An 18,860-nucleotide genomic window follows, 5' to 3' on the forward strand; every position below is an offset into this window, starting at 1 on the left:
AATGTGATAAACCTCTTTCAAGCAAACATTTGAATGCGATTTTTCCAATTTAAGACATGTTCAATAAATGCATCAACTCTTGCAGGCCTTTTATCGCGGTCTCGATACATAATGAATACTTCTTTACCCGAGCATTGCCATTCTGGCAACAAAGGCAGCAGGTTATGTTGATCAAGATTTAGCTCATGAAAGTAATAGGTTGGAATCCACGCAATTCCTAAACCATGGATGACAGCGTCTCTAACTAGTAGTACATCATTTGAAGTGAATTGAAACTTTAGCGGATGATCAAATGTTTCATTGGTGATTTGATTAACTAATTTCCATTGGCTGTCGTTGTTTACCGTAATTAGGCGATGATGCACAAGTTGTTCAGGATGGGTAATCGGTTGGTGTTGTTCTAAATAGCTTCGTGATGCACAAAGCGCAAATGGAATCGACCATAATTTCTGAGCAATCCAGTCTTGTTCAATAAGATCACCAAGACGAAAACTAACATCGACACGGTTAGATACAAGATTGATTTTTTCATTCTGTACATCTAAATCGATACATATCTTCGGATGTTGCTCTGCAAATTCATAAACGCACCGCTTTAACCACATCTGTGTCATGTTAATTGGCGCTGATATTTTGATCGTTCCGCTTAAAGACTGACGCTCAGTCGCAATTCTCGATGTCACATTATTTAAGCTAAGAAGTAACGGCTCACAGAGTTGATAATATTTTTCGCCATCAGTTGTTAACGCAAAGTGGTGTGCACTGCGGTTAAATAGTCTGCAATTTAAGTTTATTTCCAGCCTTTTTAACTTCCGGCTTAGCGTGGCTAACGGGACATTAAGACGCTCAGATGCTTGTGTTAGGCTTTGATAGCGAGCAACAGAAACGAATAACAAAAGGTCATCCAAAGAGTGACGTTCCATATTTGGGATTAACCCTCTTAAATTTGGCTATTAAAAATCAAATATGAAATATATAGCATTATCGCGTCAAGTTAATTTTTATCAGGAAGATCTATGTCTAAGCATTTATCAATTTGGTGCGGTGTTGTTGTCGCTATCTTTTTTTGGTCTAGTAACTTTAACGTAATAAAAGCTATTAATAGCGATGTCTCTCCTTTGGATTCAGCGACGTTACGATTTTCCGTTGCAGCTTTAATACTCTTACTGATAAGAGGAACTAAACGCTCTCCATATGGAGCTAAGCTCACACGAAAAAGTATGTTGTCGTTGTTTGTTATAGCAACCGTGGGGGTAACTATCCAAAACTTCTCTATTTTCTCTGCAATGAGCTTTACTACCCCAGTTAACGCAGCGGTTGTTCAGGCAAATCTACCACTTGTCACTATCTTGTTGTCGGGCTTTATTCTCAAAACTTCCATTTCGGTTAAAACTATTTTAGGTGCACTAATCAGTTTTTGTGGAGTGGTAATCGTCATTACAGGGGGAAATATTCATTCTATTAGCAGCAATAGTAATATTGGTGATCTATACATGTTATTTGCTTTAATTAGTGGGTGTTTATACACAATTCTAGCGAAGCGTTTAACATCTCATATCCCAGTAACTCAGCAGTTACGTTGGGTGTTAAGTATTGGTGCCATTCAAATGGTCGCTATAGCGATGTACCACGGCGACTTTAGCCGTAGCTTAAATGCCATAACATTTAAAGACCTATCACTAATAGCGTACATGAGCCTGTTTGGCACTTTGATCGCTTATTACTTTTGGATGAAAGGTGCTATCGTTCTTGGTCCAGATAAAATGTCTCCATTATTTAATATTATGCCGGTATTCACTCTACTGATTTCGTTCATTTCTGGTGAGCAGGCTCAATGGGAAAATGTTTTAGGCGTCTTTATCGTTGCGGCTGGTGTGTATATAGGTAACTCAGCACCTTTTGCTCGTTTACGGAAGGTGGTGGAGTAAAAATAGACGCCAACCTTAAGTCGCATTATTTAGAGCAATACTTTGTTAATTGGCATAAGTTTTCTTGGTTTCCAATAGGTACATTTTTTCGCTTTCGTCGTTCACTCTTTTATCTAACTTTATTGAGTGCATGTCGAAAATCTTCAATCTTTTGCTAAGAGCGTTTTTTACTATGTAAAAAACAGAGGAGAATGACCATGAAAAAACGACTCAACTATATTGAAGTAGCGCCAAAAGCAATAGAAATCCTATACGCTCAGGAAGCTTACTTCCATGAACAATTTAGCCAATCAGAAACTATGAACATGATCATATGGGAACTGGTTAAGTTACGCATATCGCAAATCAATCAATGTGCATTTTGTATCGACATGCATAGTAAAGATGCGCTTAAGTTAGGTGAAAAGCCGGAACGCATATGGGGGCTTAGTGCATGGAAAGATATGCCATTCTACAGCGATGCAGAACACGTTGCGCTTGGCTGGGCTGAATTACTAACTGCTGGCCTACCAGTAGATGATGATACCTATCAGCTGACCTTGAATACCTTTGGAGAAGAAGCTATGGTCAACCTAACAATTGCGATCAACGCGATCAACAGTTGGAACCGAATAGTTAAGGCATTTAAGCCAAAGGTTGGAGTCTATAAACCTCGATAATTCTATTTGACGGTTCTTACTTGTAAGCCACTGCTTATACCTCAGCTTAATAAGATGAAAAGTACATGTGTATCACTTTCTCATTTAAGTTGAGGTTAAATAGGATGATTCATTTGAACTTAGAATTTGATATTTTAAAACCTCAAAAGGCTTTAGCTGGCTATGTTCAAGCCATTTGGTCAGCATCCGTCAAACCTGATACGACGCAAACCGTACGTAAACAATTACTCAGTGATGCTGGTACAGGTGTGGTATTCATTTTACAGAATGATGTACAAATGGATGGTGAGTGGCAAACGCCAGGGGTTGTCCTACTACCTGTGAGCATTCTGGCACATCAAGTCTGCCTACCGCCAGGCACGGTGATGACTGGCGTACGCTTTCATCCTGCTGTTGGTTATCAACTATTTGGTAAACGTCTAGAACAGCTATTGCAGATTCAAGACGACCACCCTTTGGCTTCTTCTGCACTAGCAACATTTGAGTCTCTGCAAACAGCGCGTTCGCCATATGCAAGGATTTCTACGTTATATCGCTGGGTTCAAACACTGATTGAGGAATATGAACCGCAGTATGTCGGCCACATTATTGAACAACCTACAGGGACCATCAGTCAGCGCCAGAGAGAGCGCAATTTTCAGAAATGGTTGGGGATTACTCCTAAACATTACCAACGCATTAAACGAGTGAAGCACACTTTAGAGCAACTCCGAGCGCAACCCGATCTTACTTTATCGGAATTGGCGCTGGAGCAAGGTTTTTCCGATCAAGCACACATGACTAGAGAGTGTAAGCAGATTGCGCGCATGACACCGAAGCAGTATGTCCGAAAGAGAAACCTCTAAGCCTTATTAGCTTTCTACATCAAACCCAATTGATTCAGAATCGACGATATACTTGCTACAAAGTTCGATCATATATCACCTACTTTTTCGATCGCTCATTCCAGCTTGATGTGAGTTGGTTAGCTCGCTTTTGATGCTGCGTGCTGCTCTACCATAAACGCGATCACTTCTTCGTTTAAGCAAGATTTGCTGATGTATTGGCGTTGTTTACCAAGGTGAAGGATAAAGCCCAAATCAGTTTGTTCGAGTTGGCCGATATCATTCCAAGCGAGGCTGCGGTCAACTTTACCGCTTTTGTAGCGTACGCCATCTGCATTCACTTCAAACACCACTTTACTGCCGCGGCTTGAGCTGATGGTTTGACGCCACAGCCACCAAGTTCTTTTGAAGTAAACGCTGCACGCTTCAATCACACTCAATACGATAAAGAACCAACCGACGTAACCGTTAGGTAGCAGTTCAAACTCCAATAAAACCACACCAAAAATTAGAAAGAGGATCCCTTTCAAATACGCTTGCGGGAACTTAACTGGCTGGCTAGTTTGATCATAACACTCAGCAAAAAATGGCTTGTCGAGTGTGTATTCTGTAGTGAATTCGAAATCTTTAGACATGTATGGTTACTTCAAGGCTTCTGTAAATGAGTAATCTTGGTTGCACTCTCGCAACGCATGCATTGTAGCGCTTCTCAGGATTTATCTTTAGTCCTTTTGATTCTGTTTTGTAAATCAATGATACCGCCACTCAAAAAGACCTTGGTGCACTTGCCAAGATCAAACAAGGCGAACTATTTGGCTCGCCTTGTTAATTAATGACCTGTGTGACTTATTGAGGCTTTCTACTTTAGAGGGTCGTTATCTGGCAATGCACTGTGTATCCATACTGCCAGTCGGTGTTTGATGCTTGCACCGTCTAACTTGCTTTCCGGCAGTGGCGTGATCTGTTTGGCATCGACCAAGAATAGGTAAATCGCTTTTACTCTTAGAGGTTGTGGTGACTGTGGAAGATCAAAACCTTGTAGCTTCGCCATCTTCCCACCAATCTCTAGTGCCTTCTTAACCAGTTTGTCTTCATTGTGAAGCTTGGAGCTTTTTGACATTGATAAATCCTCTTCTTCGCTTCAATTAAGAATACATGAAGTGTCACGTATGGCGTGTTAGTAAGCTCGCATATTGATAAGTTTATGCCTTATTACCGAGTAACTGATTGAAAAATGACCTTAATTCGTCATCACCAAGATTGAGCAGGGAGTCGCCAACATACCATTCAACAATGGATTGATTTGGATGTGCCGTGACTTGCGGGTTACCAAACCAAATGCCCTTTTCTGTGGCAAACGTGTGTTGGAGTTCTTTCAACTCTTCGCAGCTAAATGGCAGGATAAGGTGCAACATGTTTGCTTGAGCCTGAGTAGGTCTTACCGCCAAAGATGGGAACTCTTCAATGATCTTGTAGATCTGCTTTGTTCGCTCAAACAGAACCGGCATTTGTGCCAACCTTTCATCAAACTGCATTGCCGCAGACACCACATAAGGTGTTCTGTGATACAGGTTGCCACCTTGTCGCTTGATCCACATTGAAGCCAGTTCAATGAACGACTTTGAGCCAAGCAGCATAGAGCCGCCCATACCGTTGATGCCTTTGTAAAGTGAAACATAGGTCGAATCAAAACCAGCGGCGATCTCGCGGTATTCTTTCTGATAGTAAGCTGCGGTTTCCCAAAGTCTTGCGCCATCCATGTGGAGATGAATGTCATTTTCGGCACAGTACGTTTTGATTTCTTCCAGTTCTTGCCATGAAGGTAGCTGACCACCAATTTCACGCATCGGGAGTTCGTAAAGTACGGCTGCGATTTCATCCGGCCACGCAGTGAGATCCTCAAGCTTCCATGTTTGGTAAGGGTTCCCTACTGGCAAAATACTAAAGCGATGTTGAAGCTGATAGCCTTGTTTTTCATGCACCGGAATATGGCTAGATGCGTGCATGGCGACAATAGGATTACGCTTTTGTCTTGTGACAATTTCAAGCACTGTTGGCTGCGTCATCGTCCCTGTTACAACAAAAAGCCCCGCCTCGTAACCCAGCAGATCGGCAACCTTTTGCTCAAACGCTTGAATCGTTTCTCCCTCGCCGTAGACATCGTGATTCACGTTGTTTTCTTCGCACCATTTTGCCATTTTCGCAAAGTGTTCAGCTGGAGAGTCTTCTTTATTACCAGGGAGATGGGTATGACAAAGCTGTTTTAGGTGGGCACTCATTGTTCTGTCCTTTGAATCAAAGCTTCAACAATGTAACTTGTTAATACGGAGGCGTAAACTGCATTTTCGCGATGTATTTTCTGCGTATGCCTCCGTGCTGAACCTCCGATTGGACATAGATTTAACTTAAGAGTGATTTACGCAGAACGAAGATCATGCTCACCGTAAACAAGCCATTTCGGCAAATATGCAGCTTCTGGAATCGTCCAACCATACTTATCGTATGCCAATGCAGCAAGACCAGTCAGCTTCAGAGAAACATTTCCTTTTGGCGAATAGCGAACATCTTCATTCATGTAGAACTGGTAATGCGCCTCTAACGCATCTCTCAGTGCTTCTTGATAATGTGACTCATCGCCATCGATAATGGCAACAAACACATTCACAAAAGGAATAAACAAAGAATGTACATATGGCACTCTGGTTGATTCTAAATATTGCGGGGAGGATTTCTCCATTACAGTTTGCAATAACTCAGGGAGCGCTGATGAATTACTAAATACACCGCTAACGAACTCGACTAGAGCAACATCAAAAGGATCTTTTAAACGCACTAATGACTCATCCATGATGGTCATCAGCTCTACGCAGCGCCAATCTCTCGCGGCCATCGCTAAACAGATTTCATCCAACCATCCATCCATTGTTCCTTCTGCAACAGAACGGTTACCCACTTCCGAAAAGTGTCGGTGCCCAACGGAGAATTCAACCACTTGGTCTGAATGATTGGCCAGCAAGTACACGTTATTCAGTAACTCAAGCGCCCTTTTTATATAAGCTGGCGAGGCCTGATGTTGTCCATATTTTGAAGCAGTGAAGAATGCCTCAAGCGAATCCCAAGCATCGCCTTTCATTCTTTTAAGAGGTTGCTTATAAAAAAATTGTTTTTCATCAAGCATCCTTTCCCAGAAGCTGTAAAAATTTTCATCTTCTTCACGAAAAATACGCAATTTTCTTTCTTCAGGTATATCTAAATAGTGATTTTTTATTGTTTCCATCGTTCCCTAGCCTCGCATTATAAGTTGTTCTAATTTTTTGCTGTGATGATATTCATCCTCAAAATCAAGCCGTGAATGATGCCGAAGTTGATTTATAAAATCAATTTATAATCAGTATGTTGTATCGAAAGTTAATGCTTAATTGAAATGAATCGAAAAGCCGAAAAACATTTGAAATATAAGGCTACCGCACAAGCCGCGATGGGTAAGCCAGAACGTACCTGTCCATAAACAGTGGACGACGAAAACTGACTTTGTGGAGTAAAGATAGACAGATATTCACCATTGTGTTCGCCTTTCTTTTTCTGTCGCTTTCGATAATACTCTTGCGCAATATTACTCAGCTGGAAAATTTTATGCCTCAAGCAAACTCTGTGGTCGTACTCGACTTTGAAACCACAGGTCTCTCTCCTACTTTAGGTGATCGCGCAATAGAAATTGGTGCAGTAAAGTTAGTCGATGGCGAGGTTGTCGATAGTTTTCAGCAACTCATGAATCCCGGTTTCAGAGTGAGTTCTTTCATTGAGAACTACACCGGCATTACCAACAATATGTTGCGATCGGCACCAAGCTGCGAAGAGGTAATGGCGTCATTTAGTGAGTTCATTGCTGGCGAGAACCTTATCGCTCACAACGCGTCCTTCGATAAACGATTTTTAGATGCAGAGCTTGAACGAATCAACTGTGGTTATTAGGGTGAGTTTGCTTGCTCCTTACTGGTAGCAAGACGGCTCATTCAAGATGCCCCATCACATAAGCTAGGTGAACTTGTTCGCTATAAAAATATCGACAACGACGGTGTTTTCCACCGTGCACTAGCCGATGCGCAAATGACGGCCAAGCTTTGGCTCTTAATGGTCGAAGGGATAGAAAACTCAGGCGTCGAAAAACCAAGTTTTAAGTTGATGCAAACGGTCAGTAAAACAGCCAAAGGAAAAGTCGACCTGCTACTCGCCAAAAGCCGTGCGTAACACCCTCCGAACTAAAAGCTGATTCTAGTCTCTTCGCGACGTTTAAGTGATTTTCGATATACATGCGATATTGGTTATCCCAGTTAATTTCCTGATCCGAAAGCGGTAGTTCGCTGGTCTCACCAACCAAACTGGCTTACTATGCCAGGTACCTAAAACGCTTTGTGAGTCACTCATGAGCAGAAAAAATAACAAAAATCTCAGCATTCTTCTTAAACTCAGCACCTTTATTGCACCTTATAAATGGCGGGTTGCGGCAGCCTTGGTTGCCCTTGTCGCGACAGCAAGTTTGACGTTATCCGTTGGCTATGGAGTGCGCATTCTTATCGACCAAGGCTTTGCTCAGCAATCATTGCAAGAGCTCACCAATGCGATTCAGTTTATTGTCGGTGTCACATTGTGTATTGCCATTGGGACTTTCTTTCGCTTTTACCTTGTCTCTTCCGTAGGTGAGCGCGTTAGTGCGGATATTCGCCTTGCGGTGTTTAACCATGTGATTACGCTGCATCCGAGCTATTTTGAGACCAACAGTAGTGGCGACATTATGTCGCGCTTGACTACCGATACCACATTGCTGCAAAGCATTATTGGTTCATCGTTCTCGATGGCGATGCGTAGCGCTTTGATGTGCTTTGGGGCCATCATAATGTTGTTTGCCACTAACGTTAAGCTCACGCTGATTGTGCTTGCTTCTGTGCCTTTGGTTCTGGTTCCGATTTTGTTTTATGGACGACGCGTGCGTGCGCTCTCTCGCCAAAGTCAGGACTCAATGGCCGATGTCGGAAGCTACGCTGGAGAAGCGATAGAACATATTAAAACCGTGCAAAGTTTTAGCTCAGAGTCGCATGAACGAGCGGCTTTCGCTGTCGAGGTGGAAAAAGCTTATGAAGTAGGTAGACAGAGAGTAAAGCAGCGAGCGATCCTGATATCAGGCGTTATTGTGATTGTGTTCAGCGCGATTGCAGGCATGCTTTGGGTAGGCGGCAGCGATGTGATTCACGGAAAAATGTCTGCGGGTGACCTAGCCGCATTTGTGTTTTATGCCATTATGGTTGCCTCATCGACTGCAACCATTTCCGAAGTCATGGGTGAATTGCAAAGAGCCGCAGGTGCTACCGAACGGCTGATTGAGATCCTTCAAGTAGACAGTGATATTAAAGCGCCAAGCAACCATTTGCCTGTCCGTTCCGACATGCCTGCTGAGATTAACTTTAATTCGGTGAGTTTCAACTACCCTTCTCGCCCAAATCAACCAGCAATCAAAGAATTAAATCTAACCGCTGAACAAGGAAAAGTACTGGCGTTAGTCGGCCCTTCTGGTGCAGGTAAAACAACACTATTCGAACTGCTGCAACGATTTTATGACCCACAGCAAGGGCAAGTGTTGTTTGGTGGTGAAGATATTCGACAGTTCGACCCAAACGAACTTCGACGTCAAATGGCGCTCGTACCACAACAACCAGCGCTGTTTAGCCATGATGTTTTCCATAATATTCGCTACGGTAATCCTGAAGCGACGGATGAACAAGTTATCGAAGCCGCGAAAAAAGCCCATGCCCATGAGTTTATTGAGAAGCTTCCCGAAGGCTATCACAGCTTTTTAGGCGAGCGCGGCGTTAGGCTATCGGGCGGACAAAAGCAGCGCATTGCGATTGCTCGCGCGATTCTAAAAGATCCAAAAATCTTACTGCTAGACGAAGCTACCAGCGCCCTTGATAGTGAAAGTGAACATCACGTTCAGCAAGCACTTGAAGCTCTAATGAAAGGACGCACAACGCTGATCATTGCTCATCGTCTTTCGACTATCCAACATGCGGATAAAATTGCGGTGCTTGACAATGGCGAGTTAGTCGATGTTGGTAACCACCAATCATTAATGCAAAGCTGTGAGTTGTATCAGCGACTTGTGGCATTGCAATTTAAGCACTTGGAGTAACGCCTAGTTAAGCGTTCAAAAGTAAGTAAAGGCGAACAAAGTAATTTAATAACAATAGCTTAACGATGTTTTTTTGTATCAGTCCTGTGAACCCTGGCGAGACTAGGGATCTGATAGCAGTGCGCTGAGTGGTTAATGAGATAATTTAGACCATGAAGAGCTAGGGTAGAAGATCCCACATCATGTCCCATCGTCGCTGTACAAGGTGACGAAATACAAAAGATGCCACTCGCAGTTAAACGAGCGGCATTAAACCAAGCAGCTCGTCTTTTAACAAAGGAATTCCAGTAACCAGCGTATTCTCCCTTCAACTAGAAACACTCGTTCACAACTACCATATAAAACCCAATCAGCTTCATTTGTAATAATTCAGGTTTCAAAAATAGGAAATCATTACTGAAAAAGTTTACCGCGTTTTGTGTTGCTATCTATGGTTACAATATTTGAGACATCAATGCCTTTAAACCAAGCAACACAAAAGCGGCACCGATATGAACAGCGAAGCGAAACAACTATTTTCTTATCTATGTCAGCGATACGATGCGCTTTCTCAAGAGCTTGAGTCTCGCCCTTTTCCTGAATTTTCTGAGACTATTACTCATCCTCTTGGGCACTGTTTAGTCCGTTGCCCAGCAGGTAGCCAACGCTTTTCTATTGTAGCAGTCAACTTTGCACCCTCCGTTCGCGGGCAAGGCGTGCTTACTGCATTTATCGACTACATCAAAAGCAATCCTTACCACTACCAAGGTGTTGAGGTTGCAATCATTGAAAACAAGAACTTAGCTAAACGGCTTTTGTCTCTTGGCTGGAAGTACAAGTCCCTGTTTGGCAAGATTTTCTTCGCTAGCAAGCCGACCCTAGTAAAGGACTTTCAGTCTGCGTAATAGTTATTACGAAACCGCATCGACATCCAAAGTAAAACCATCACTCAAAATCCGTAAGCATGTTGAAAAAAATTTGGCGATCTTCTGCAGTACTTCCTCGATGAGCAGTGTATTCAACGTGCGCGTCTGCGCTGGCTTTTGGGGATAGATTGATGCCCCATAACGCATTAATTTGGTTTGGTACGATGGAATAACGCATATCAACAATTCGCATTTCATTATTCGGATCCGTCGCTACAAAACCGTTTGAAAACCAACGGAAACGTTCGATGTCTCTTGCTTGTTGCGATTGCGGGTTTAGCCACGGAAATTGCTCTTTTATATTTAACTTTGGAGTTGATTCGCCAGGGTAAATTTTTATTGAACGCCCCACCCTTACGGCATCTACATAGTAGCTCTCTTCCGTTTCATAAATTAGTTTCCAAACCAAAAGATTGCTGAAACTTGGTTTGGCTTTTAATTGTATAGCGTTGTGTTGTCGCTCTTTGACGATTTCCCAACCAGCTACTTCTGCTCTATCTCGTTGTATCGTTCCAAGACTTAGGTAAGCCAGGCACCATAAAAATGCAATGCGGGCATAGTTTGGGCTTCGCTTCAGTGCAACAAACAAAAGCAATATTAAAATAGGGAGTGTGAACGCGGGGTCGATTACCGAAATAGTGTTCCAAGCATAACGCGTGTTGCTTATCGGCCATAGAAGCTGTGTTCCATAACTGGTGCATGCGTCTAATAACGCATGGGTACTATAACCAAGCGCGCAGTAAAACCAACTCTGCCGGAAGCTTAGTCCTCGCTTTTTTGCGAACAATGGATACAACAACAAAGCACAAATGAAACTACCAAACGGGATAAACAAGAGCGAGTGAGTAAATTGGCGATGGTATTCCAAATACAGCAAAGGATCAGTTGAAGAACGGATTAGCACATCTAAATCCGGAGCCATCCCAGAGACCACGCCCAACACGCCAACAACTGCAAGGTTTCGCTTGTTGCTCACCGCCAGTGGCAAAGCTGCACCCAATAAACCTTGCGTTAACGGATCCATCGTTCACTTCCTTTAGATAGATGAAGCTCAGCTGGAAAGCGTACACGCTCAATAGTCGGTTCCAATTTAAAAACCAGAAGGTTCTTCGACATAAATTATCCGCATTTAAGTGGAAAACAATACACGACTTAGTCATGCATTTGCTTGTTTAGCAACAAACACCTTGATTTAGTGTAAGAAGGAATCACGCCGTTCGCTAGTGAACGAACAAATCTGAGTCTAGGCTTGTTTGTTATTTCAAACCCGAAGGTTTATCTGACGCGAAAAAACAAGGCGAACCAAATGGCTCGCCTTGTTTCTAATTTACTGAACGATAAACGACAGGTGTTTAGTCTTGAGGATTCTCTTTCGCGTTGATTTCAGCGTAAGTGTGCAGCAGCTCCGTCAATGTTTTTACCCACGCAAAAACATCCGAAGGTGCATTTTCGATTAGTTTTTCCACTAGAGCACAGTGTGTTTCTAGCGTGATGGCCTCTTCCAAACGGAATGAGATCGCGTAGAAATGCCAAAGCACCAATCGCGTCATTCGCTCGCTATTTTGCTTTGCGTTGTCTGAGTCATCAAACGCTTGTTGAATTTCACTCAGTGCGATTGCTGTCATGCGTAGCATTGCATCAAGACGTGCAGACAACATGCGGTCTTCACTATCCACTTCTTCTTGATCAAAAGTGAACAGCTCATTCATCACGTCTTCTGGCACCATTTTACTGATCATACGAGCACTAAACTCTTCCAGCTCATGGCGAGGCATAGTTACAAGACAATCGAAGGTGTAATCACGAAGCATAAAATCACTCTAGGTTAGAAATCAATTTCAGCCTCGCATTCTAAATATTGAAATTTCAATTGCCAGTGTTAATTTCTATCCATCTACGAAAAACTACAAAACACCGTTGATTGCAATACCAACACCAATCCGCTGCTGATTATGATCATAGTCGATCAAGCTCTTACCATAACCCGCTGAGTATTGTGCGTACCCCTGAACTTTGCCCCAAATCGGAAATGACACACCCAGTTCTGCAAAACCCTTATGTGTTTGAAAGTTCTGGCGACCTAAAAAGGTAAACTCGTAACCATTCCACTTGTAAGCACTCGATAGCTCAAAGTGTCCCATATAGTCTTCGATATCCGGGTTATCATCACCTTTGGGATCATTAGGCGATGTCTTTTCATCTTCAGGTATACGCCACCAAGGCTGGATAGAAACCGCAAAATTGTCTTTTGCAAAGGTTACGTTGGCATAGACACGGTTCCAACTGCGCGATAGCTCCTGTCTCTGACCGTTAGACTCATGTTCAATACCAAAACCTAACCAAGTCGAACCATCAAGTGGTTTCCAGTCTGTTGGGGTGTAGTAAAAAAGCTCTGGACGATAATTGGTTTCACGGAATGGACGAGATGCTGCACCCGTGTATACCTGCCAAAATGATTTAAGAGTCATTCCAAAAAACAGACCATCGCCATCAAATAACAAGTCATCATAGTTCATTGGTACTTTAAAACTGATTTGGAACTCCGCCTCTTCCTTACGCAGTTCATCGCCGTATTTGGTGTCAGCATACGCGCGTTTATTTACTCGATCACTGTACGTAAACGGAAGAATATAGTTAACGCGATGCGCGACCAGACTAAACGGTTCGAACGCGTTTTCTCGTTCTGATTCCAAACGCTTGTCGACCAAACTTTCCTGAAGTTCTTCAGGCTCTTCAATTTCTGGATCAGCGGGCACTGTGCTGGTTACTGTGTCAAGCTCACACTGCGCGCGAATGCTCTTTATGGTTTCTTCACCTTTGCTTTGCTTTATTTTGTCTAGCAAACATAAATCATAAGCACTGGCTGTTTCTCCCATCGCAACTGGCGCTGCCAATAAACTCAGTATTGATATCCCTGCCACTTTTGAAGCCATCTGAAACCCTTAATATTCTTTATGTCAAACCAGATAATTTTAGTTTTTCTTGGTAAACCGCTTGCCATTCTGACGTTAAGGCAATGTTAAATGTCCGCCAACTTTACGTCTTGGATAAATGCAACAGACTTTAGACATATCGGTCAACTATGATCAAAGCGCAAAAAACAACCAAGAGTTGAGCATCATAGATAAAAACCACTCGTTTGCATGATGCTCATTTTATCTATGCAAAATACTGGCTCGTAACTTTGATTGCAAACCCGGCTATGAATAAACCCAAACCATAACCCAAATGCGCCAATGTGCTAAGAAAACGGGCTTTCCAAGGTGTTGGGGTTTTACTCGCAGCAAAACCAAATCCTAGACAAGGTTGAATGACCAAAAATGGGAAGATCAACGTTACCACGCCTGTAATTAAGCTGGGCATTAGACTGGGCTCTACAAACCAATGATGACCAAAAACAGTAACGTGAGCCAAAGCGAAAGTAACTCCGATGGCATAATGCAAAAACCAGCCAAGTGACTTTTCTCCCGGCATCGCCTCTGACGCCATAATTGGCGCATGCATAAGCTTTCCTTGGGGCATGTACAAAACCCAGCGCGCAACCAACGCATAGTTTAATGAAGGAATACCAAACACTCTCCTTTGTAACCATGCCCATAAATCCATTATCAAAGTGGCACCAATCCCTATTAGCACCGCTTGCAATCCCATTAAAAGCAGCATTTTTCTCTCCTCATGTTTTTGATTTGTTAAGGTCTTAGTTGCATGCTACAACTTAAAGCCAACTTGAAGTCAATGGGGAATAATATGGATATTGCAGAAGTGGTTAGAAAATCAGGATTGCCGACTTCAACGCTCAGGTACTACGAACAGCTGGGGTTAATTCGCTCGATAGGAAGGAATGGATTGAGACGCCAATATTCACCAGAGGTACTCAATACACTCAATTTAATTAGTTTGGGGCGTATCGCTGGAATATCGCTTAACGAAATGGCAGAAATGTTGAATCAATCAGAAGTTTCAAAGCCATATATCGATCGTGACTTACTAACGAAAAAGGCACTTGAGATTGATGAGCAAATAAAACGTTTGAAAGCGGTGCGAGACAGCCTCAACCATGTCGCCACCTGCCCTCATGAGTCACATATGGACTGTTCTTCATTTCAGAAGCTTATGAAGGTCGTAAAGCGTTATGTCCCCCAAAAGCAGAGATGAACCGCTCTCCCTACCTTCCTATTCTTGATTTAAAAGGAAGTAACTCGACATGGAGGGTTACTTCCTCTCATATTACTTAGCTTTCGCTTTTACGTACTTCTTCACTTTTTTCATCGCCATTTTTTGCTTCAGCGGTGAGAGGTAATCAATGAACAAGTTACCCGATAGGTGGTCAATTTCGTGCTGCATCACAATCGCCAAGAACTCATCGCTCTCGATTGTAATCGGGTTGCCATCACGGTCTAGTGCAGACACAACAACTGACGTGTAACGCTCTACATCTGCGTAGTACTCAGGAACAGAGAGACATCCCTCTTGACCAAGTGCTTTGTTTTCTCCGCTCACCACTTCTGGGTTAACCAAGATTAAAGGGTCATTGCGTTCGTCAGAGATATCGATGACAACAACCGCCTCTTTTCTGCCTACTTGGGTTGAAGCTAAACCGATACCATTGCCCGTTGCGTAAAGTGTTTCTAGCATATCGTCTATCAGCGTTTGTACTGTCGATACATCAGTGACTTTTTCTGCTTTTACTTTAAGCCTTGGGTCTGGAATGGAGAGAATTTCGAGGACTGCCATACTTACCTTTCATATCTATAAATCGTAATTCGTGGCGAATTATACACACGTTTCTCGATACATAAACCTGCTAAGCTATCTTGCGCACAAGGCATAAACCATTAACTCAAACTACAACACAATCAATGGGTTTGCCTTTTAGACAAAAAATCCTACAAACAGGAAACTAAAACGCCAGCACATTATGGCTGGCGTCTTGTCATGATCCTAATTGAATCGTTTGTTGTATTTTATCTACTGACTTTCCTTGGCTTTGAGTAATACTCTAATCGCCATTTTCTCACCACTTTTTAAAATTAAGTAGGCGATGCCAATCGTTATTAGCATTATGATAGCAATAAAAATACTTACCCCACCGAGCTCAGATAATAAATAAAACGGAGAAATATCTAACGACATTAAGATAAGAGAGAACACTACCAAACTTGCTAAAGTCCACAGTAAAACAGCATACCATCTTGTTTTTGATGGCATTACATCTCCAGTCTTGTAGCCGAAGTAATAACCAACACTCATGGCTGGGATTAACGTGCTAAGAAAGCCTGTACCACTCATTTCTATCCCAACAATATATTCAATGGCCAACAGCAATGCAGCCCAACAAACGGACGCCAGACACAACAGAGACGTAACAAGAAGTACCGATGGTGGCTGATTTATTTCTGATTCTGAATAGTTATTTTTTAATTCCACTTTCATTTCTTTCCATTTATTTGAATAAAATAAGCGTTTTAGATCATGCTTCCGCTTGGACAACCTAGAGAAACAACACCGCCATAACTCGTTGTTGGCGTAACTACCATGACTAAATCAACAGGAAGAAACACAACGTCCGTTGCTAACGACAAAGGAATGTCAATCAATGATAGTGGGTATAACGCGATAGAAGTAATATCAGCTCTTAAATAGCAAGGTTGTCGTGCGACTGATAACGCGGTGCCTGAAAACGGCTTTCCGTATCCGCCACCAGCATGCGCATCTATAGACGAACACCCCACCATTAAAGATGCTGACACCACAAGAAATACAACTTATAGCTTTTTAAATAGTTTTATTTTCATTTAACCTAGATTCCAACTAACTATTATTTTTACAACTAAACCCTCTCTCAAATTGTATGTTCAATGAATTTACTCATATGGGCCAAGTGCAACCATGTTAATACGTTCTATGTATTAGAAACAATTCATTTATTTCCAATGACACTAGTGAGATTATGCGACGTGATTGGAATCTCACTTAAGTTTTCATGGACCTATCGCGCTGAAAATTGAAGTCTCTACCTGTCATAGAATAAAAAGCCGTCAAAACCAGTGGTTCTGACGGCTTTTTGTAAGCGCCCCATGGGCAATACCTACACCATTACTGCTTGAAGCTTATCTAGTGACAGACCTAGATAGCTAATAGTCGCACTTGCTGTCGGAGGATTTTATTGGCTTTTACGCGGACTTTAACCAACACATCACCATCGACCAACCTAAGGTCGAATATTGGTGAATGTCGCGATGGTGACTCCATCACTTTGTGACGACAACGATTTTACGTCTGCGCTAAAGTAATACGGATTAAGTGGCATTTTACTCTCGGCTAGTCGCGCGTAGTAAAGCTTGGCGGGCTGTTTTGCCATTTGTTGCGCGTACAAATACCCGACCAACGCATGTTCAAACTGGTGGTAACCATTTCCCCAATGGAACGCTTTGGTTGATTTAGGACTCAGACCGACTCCTCCATATTGATGATCCACCCATACGTCCATAAAAGTGGGTAACGTGTATTGAAGCGTTTCTTTCATCGAACCATCGACAAGAGAAACTGTCATTGCCGCTTGATCGAGCTCTGCCCATTCCCAAGACGAGCTATAGTGCTTGTATGGTCTTGATTGCCAAGCAGGAATGCTCTCTTGCGTCCATTTACTCTGCCATTCTGGTGAGAAAAGCGCTTTGACTTGCTCAAAGTTTTGCTGGTATTGCGCTTGCTTAAGCGTGTGTTTCATTCCTTTGAAACCAAACTCTGTCCACTTTGAATTTTCCAACAACTGACCTGTCAGATACGTCATCCAATACGCCTTGATGGTGTGTCCAAAATCATTGTGTTTCGCATCTGGCATCATTACCGCTTTGTGGTGTATCGCGCCATAAAAGCGCTGCTCTTTGACGGAATGGTAGTTATCTATCATCACTTGCGTCAGCCATTGCAGATCTTGCTTCCACTTGGCTTGCGCTGGCGGTGGTAAAAGTGGCGCCGTTAACAACAGATAGCCATTGATCTGGTCAAGTTGAGCGACTAGCTCTTGCTGCTTCGCACTTTCCCCATCACCGTCTTTCAAAACCCACGCCAGACCGCGATCATCGCTTCGTCGGTATTGTTTAAATATAAACGCTTGCTGGTCGATAAGCGCTTGTTCGACCTTTGGATCTTGAGTCAAGTAGTAGTACATCGCCAAACCCACTAAGGCGTATGCTTGGTCTTGAGAAGTTCGTTGTTGCCACTCCATCCCCGGTTTCCCACTACGCGTAAAGCTCACAAAGCCGCCGTTTTTCTCATCTTGTAGATGATCAATCAGGTAATAAGCCCCTTTCTTTGCCAGCTCTAATGCTTGCTTGTCACCCGTAAGATGAAAAAGCACGCCATAAGCGTAAGTTTGGCGCGATTTCATGCGGGTGTATTCGCGATCGAAGTGCGGGCTAATCCACCCTTTGTTTAATTCTTCACACGGCTTTTGTGGGTCGAGAATGACACCGTTATCACAACGAAAAGTCGGAAAATTCCCCGCAGGTTGCCCATGCGCGCTTTCCATCACCCAATATGGGGCTAGGCCATTCGTCACATGGTTTAACCAATCATCTCCCGAAGGCAGGCCTACATCAGCAAAGCTGCTCATGCTCGTCGTTGCGAGCAATAAGGTAAGATATTTAAAAGACATAACACTCAATTAAGTTATTGAATTTTATCCAGTATAGATAACTCCCTTTACGCATATTGTTGTCGTGCTCACAATCGCCTTACGCATTTGTTTGCATCAATCATCTTTTAGCCTTGTTCGATAACTGAGCCGAGAATAAACGCTACTCTGTCTTCGACTGACATTTTGGGCACTTCGATCAATTGATAACCGAACTTGTGGTATGCATCGACCATCTGTTGATACGTGGCGACCGCTTCAGAAAAATCTTGTTTTCGCTCTTCATCGTTACTGAATATCGATGCCCAAGGTGGAAAAATGAACACTTGAGAATGATAACGAAGCGTCTGGCAATGCGTGATGAGCTCATGCGAGATTGGCAGTTGTTCCAACTTACTGTAGCCATATACGTCCACAATACTGCGATCAAAAAACACATTCCCTTGGTGGACATTGAAAGCTCGGTAATTGCTCACTTCTGCCTTCATCATTTCGTCTCGAAAAGCTTGTTTGTCATTCCAAGGTAATGCTGAACCGTGATTGGCAACCTGCGTTTGTATCACGTGACGACCGGTTTCTGGCGCGCAGATAAAGCCTTGTGTTTTTAGCTGTTCGATTACCGAAGTTTTCCCTGCACCGGGACCACCAGTGAATACGATGAGTTTATTCAAAATTGTTTCCTTATTTTTTGTTTGAGTGAAGTAATGCGTGTACAGCCAAGAAA

Annotated in this window: 20 protein-coding genes and 1 pseudogene; 7 read left to right on the top strand and 14 right to left on the bottom strand. The window is 42.9% G+C overall.

All coding sequences use genetic code 11. The features are described from left to right. Nucleotides 1-17 precede the first annotated feature (17 nt). Entirely contained in the window at nucleotides 18-923 is a 906-nt protein-coding gene (locus tag R7O03_RS16045) for a LysR family transcriptional regulator (protein WP_053307654.1), read from the bottom strand. Nucleotides 924-1,016: 93 nt separating this feature from the next. Here R7O03_RS16045 and R7O03_RS16050 point away from each other — a divergent pair, with 93 nt between their 5' ends. From R7O03_RS16050 to R7O03_RS16060, 3 genes are all read left to right on the top strand, one after another. Beyond that, the gene (locus tag R7O03_RS16050) at nucleotides 1,017-1,928 is read left to right on the top strand and encodes a DMT family transporter (RefSeq protein ID WP_047104114.1); all 912 of its coding nucleotides are present in this window, start codon (nucleotides 1,017-1,019) and stop codon (nucleotides 1,926-1,928) included. Nucleotides 1,929-2,125: 197 nt separating this feature from the next. Then, on the top strand, nucleotides 2,126-2,587 hold the full coding sequence (locus tag R7O03_RS16055; RefSeq protein ID WP_005376442.1) for a carboxymuconolactone decarboxylase family protein: 462 nt from the start codon (nucleotides 2,126-2,128) through the stop codon (nucleotides 2,585-2,587). A 104-nt stretch (nucleotides 2,588-2,691) separates the two neighbouring features. Next, entirely contained in the window at nucleotides 2,692-3,432 is a 741-nt protein-coding gene (locus R7O03_RS16060; RefSeq protein ID WP_318131850.1) for a helix-turn-helix domain-containing protein, read from the top strand. 119 nt (nucleotides 3,433-3,551) lie between these two features. Here the strand turns inward: R7O03_RS16060 and R7O03_RS16065 are convergent, their stop codons facing one another. From R7O03_RS16065 to R7O03_RS16080, 4 genes are all read right to left on the bottom strand, one after another. Beyond that, nucleotides 3,552-4,046 (bottom strand): YcxB family protein, encoded by a 495-nt coding sequence (locus R7O03_RS16065; protein ID WP_318131851.1) that lies wholly within the window; start codon nucleotides 4,044-4,046, stop codon nucleotides 3,552-3,554. Between the two features lie 224 nt (nucleotides 4,047-4,270). Beyond that, complete coding sequence (locus R7O03_RS16070) at nucleotides 4,271-4,531, bottom strand: DUF5062 family protein (RefSeq protein WP_005376453.1); 261 nt, start codon at nucleotides 4,529-4,531, stop codon at nucleotides 4,271-4,273. Nucleotides 4,532-4,613: 82 nt separating this feature from the next. Beyond that, the gene (locus tag R7O03_RS16075) at nucleotides 4,614-5,690 is read right to left on the bottom strand and encodes a threonine aldolase family protein (protein WP_318131852.1); all 1,077 of its coding nucleotides are present in this window, start codon (nucleotides 5,688-5,690) and stop codon (nucleotides 4,614-4,616) included. A gap of 137 nt (nucleotides 5,691-5,827) precedes the next feature. Continuing rightward, nucleotides 5,828-6,688 carry an immunity 49 family protein gene (locus R7O03_RS16080; protein WP_318131853.1) on the bottom strand — a complete coding sequence of 287 codons (861 nt, stop codon included), beginning with the start codon at nucleotides 6,686-6,688 and terminating at the stop codon, nucleotides 5,828-5,830. 356 nt (nucleotides 6,689-7,044) lie between these two features. Here R7O03_RS16080 and R7O03_RS16085 point away from each other — a divergent pair. The 3 genes and pseudogenes from R7O03_RS16085 (at nucleotide 7,045) to R7O03_RS16095 (ending at nucleotide 10,479) form a co-directional block, all read left to right on the top strand. Then, nucleotides 7,045-7,659: pseudogene (locus tag R7O03_RS16085) on the top strand (PolC-type DNA polymerase III). A 175-nt stretch (nucleotides 7,660-7,834) separates the two neighbouring features. Further along, nucleotides 7,835-9,595 (top strand): ABC transporter ATP-binding protein/permease, encoded by a 1,761-nt coding sequence (locus R7O03_RS16090; protein WP_318131854.1) that lies wholly within the window; start codon nucleotides 7,835-7,837, stop codon nucleotides 9,593-9,595. A 491-nt stretch (nucleotides 9,596-10,086) separates the two neighbouring features. Further along, complete coding sequence (locus R7O03_RS16095) at nucleotides 10,087-10,479, top strand: hypothetical protein (protein ID WP_005376463.1); 393 nt, start codon at nucleotides 10,087-10,089, stop codon at nucleotides 10,477-10,479. A gap of 40 nt (nucleotides 10,480-10,519) precedes the next feature. On the opposite strand, the gene R7O03_RS16100 is transcribed toward R7O03_RS16095, so the two are convergent. From R7O03_RS16100 to R7O03_RS16115, 4 genes are all read right to left on the bottom strand, one after another. Next, nucleotides 10,520-11,524 (bottom strand): metal-dependent hydrolase, encoded by a 1,005-nt coding sequence (locus R7O03_RS16100; RefSeq protein WP_318131855.1) that lies wholly within the window; start codon nucleotides 11,522-11,524, stop codon nucleotides 10,520-10,522. Nucleotides 11,525-11,852: 328 nt separating this feature from the next. Then, on the bottom strand, nucleotides 11,853-12,311 hold the full coding sequence (locus tag R7O03_RS16105; protein WP_005388759.1) for a hypothetical protein: 459 nt from the start codon (nucleotides 12,309-12,311) through the stop codon (nucleotides 11,853-11,855). Between the two features lie 93 nt (nucleotides 12,312-12,404). Next, a complete protein-coding gene (locus R7O03_RS16110) occupies nucleotides 12,405-13,433 on the bottom strand; it encodes a phospholipase A (RefSeq protein ID WP_005376466.1) in 1,029 nt (342 codons plus the stop codon). 226 nt (nucleotides 13,434-13,659) lie between these two features. Beyond that, entirely contained in the window at nucleotides 13,660-14,163 is a 504-nt protein-coding gene (locus R7O03_RS16115) for a DUF2938 domain-containing protein (protein WP_318131856.1), read from the bottom strand. 84 nt (nucleotides 14,164-14,247) lie between these two features. Here R7O03_RS16115 and R7O03_RS16120 point away from each other — a divergent pair, with 84 nt between their 5' ends. Next, a complete protein-coding gene (locus R7O03_RS16120) occupies nucleotides 14,248-14,655 on the top strand; it encodes a helix-turn-helix domain-containing protein (protein WP_031778925.1) in 408 nt (135 codons plus the stop codon). 72 nt (nucleotides 14,656-14,727) lie between these two features. Here the strand turns inward: R7O03_RS16120 and def are convergent, their stop codons facing one another. The 5 genes from def to R7O03_RS16145 all read right to left on the bottom strand — a co-directional run bounded on the left by def (nucleotide 14,728) and on the right by R7O03_RS16145 (nucleotide 18,807). Continuing rightward, nucleotides 14,728-15,234 (bottom strand): peptide deformylase, encoded by a 507-nt coding sequence (gene def / locus R7O03_RS16125; RefSeq protein ID WP_017635324.1) that lies wholly within the window; start codon nucleotides 15,232-15,234, stop codon nucleotides 14,728-14,730. A gap of 234 nt (nucleotides 15,235-15,468) precedes the next feature. Continuing rightward, nucleotides 15,469-15,933 carry an ABZJ_00895 family protein gene (locus R7O03_RS16130; RefSeq protein WP_017635325.1) on the bottom strand — a complete coding sequence of 155 codons (465 nt, stop codon included), beginning with the start codon at nucleotides 15,931-15,933 and terminating at the stop codon, nucleotides 15,469-15,471. A gap of 32 nt (nucleotides 15,934-15,965) precedes the next feature. After that, complete coding sequence (locus tag R7O03_RS16135; RefSeq protein WP_318131857.1) at nucleotides 15,966-16,250, bottom strand: YceK/YidQ family lipoprotein; 285 nt, start codon at nucleotides 16,248-16,250, stop codon at nucleotides 15,966-15,968. 461 nt (nucleotides 16,251-16,711) lie between these two features. Continuing rightward, entirely contained in the window at nucleotides 16,712-18,157 is a 1,446-nt protein-coding gene (locus R7O03_RS16140; protein ID WP_262606758.1) for an AGE family epimerase/isomerase, read from the bottom strand. Nucleotides 18,158-18,264: 107 nt separating this feature from the next. Beyond that, on the bottom strand, nucleotides 18,265-18,807 hold the full coding sequence (locus R7O03_RS16145; protein WP_318131858.1) for an AAA family ATPase: 543 nt from the start codon (nucleotides 18,805-18,807) through the stop codon (nucleotides 18,265-18,267). Nucleotides 18,808-18,860 lie beyond the last annotated feature (53 nt).

Source organism: Vibrio sp. Vb2960 (assembly GCF_033337665.1).
GTDB lineage: Bacteria > Pseudomonadota > Gammaproteobacteria > Enterobacterales > Vibrionaceae > Vibrio > Vibrio alginolyticus.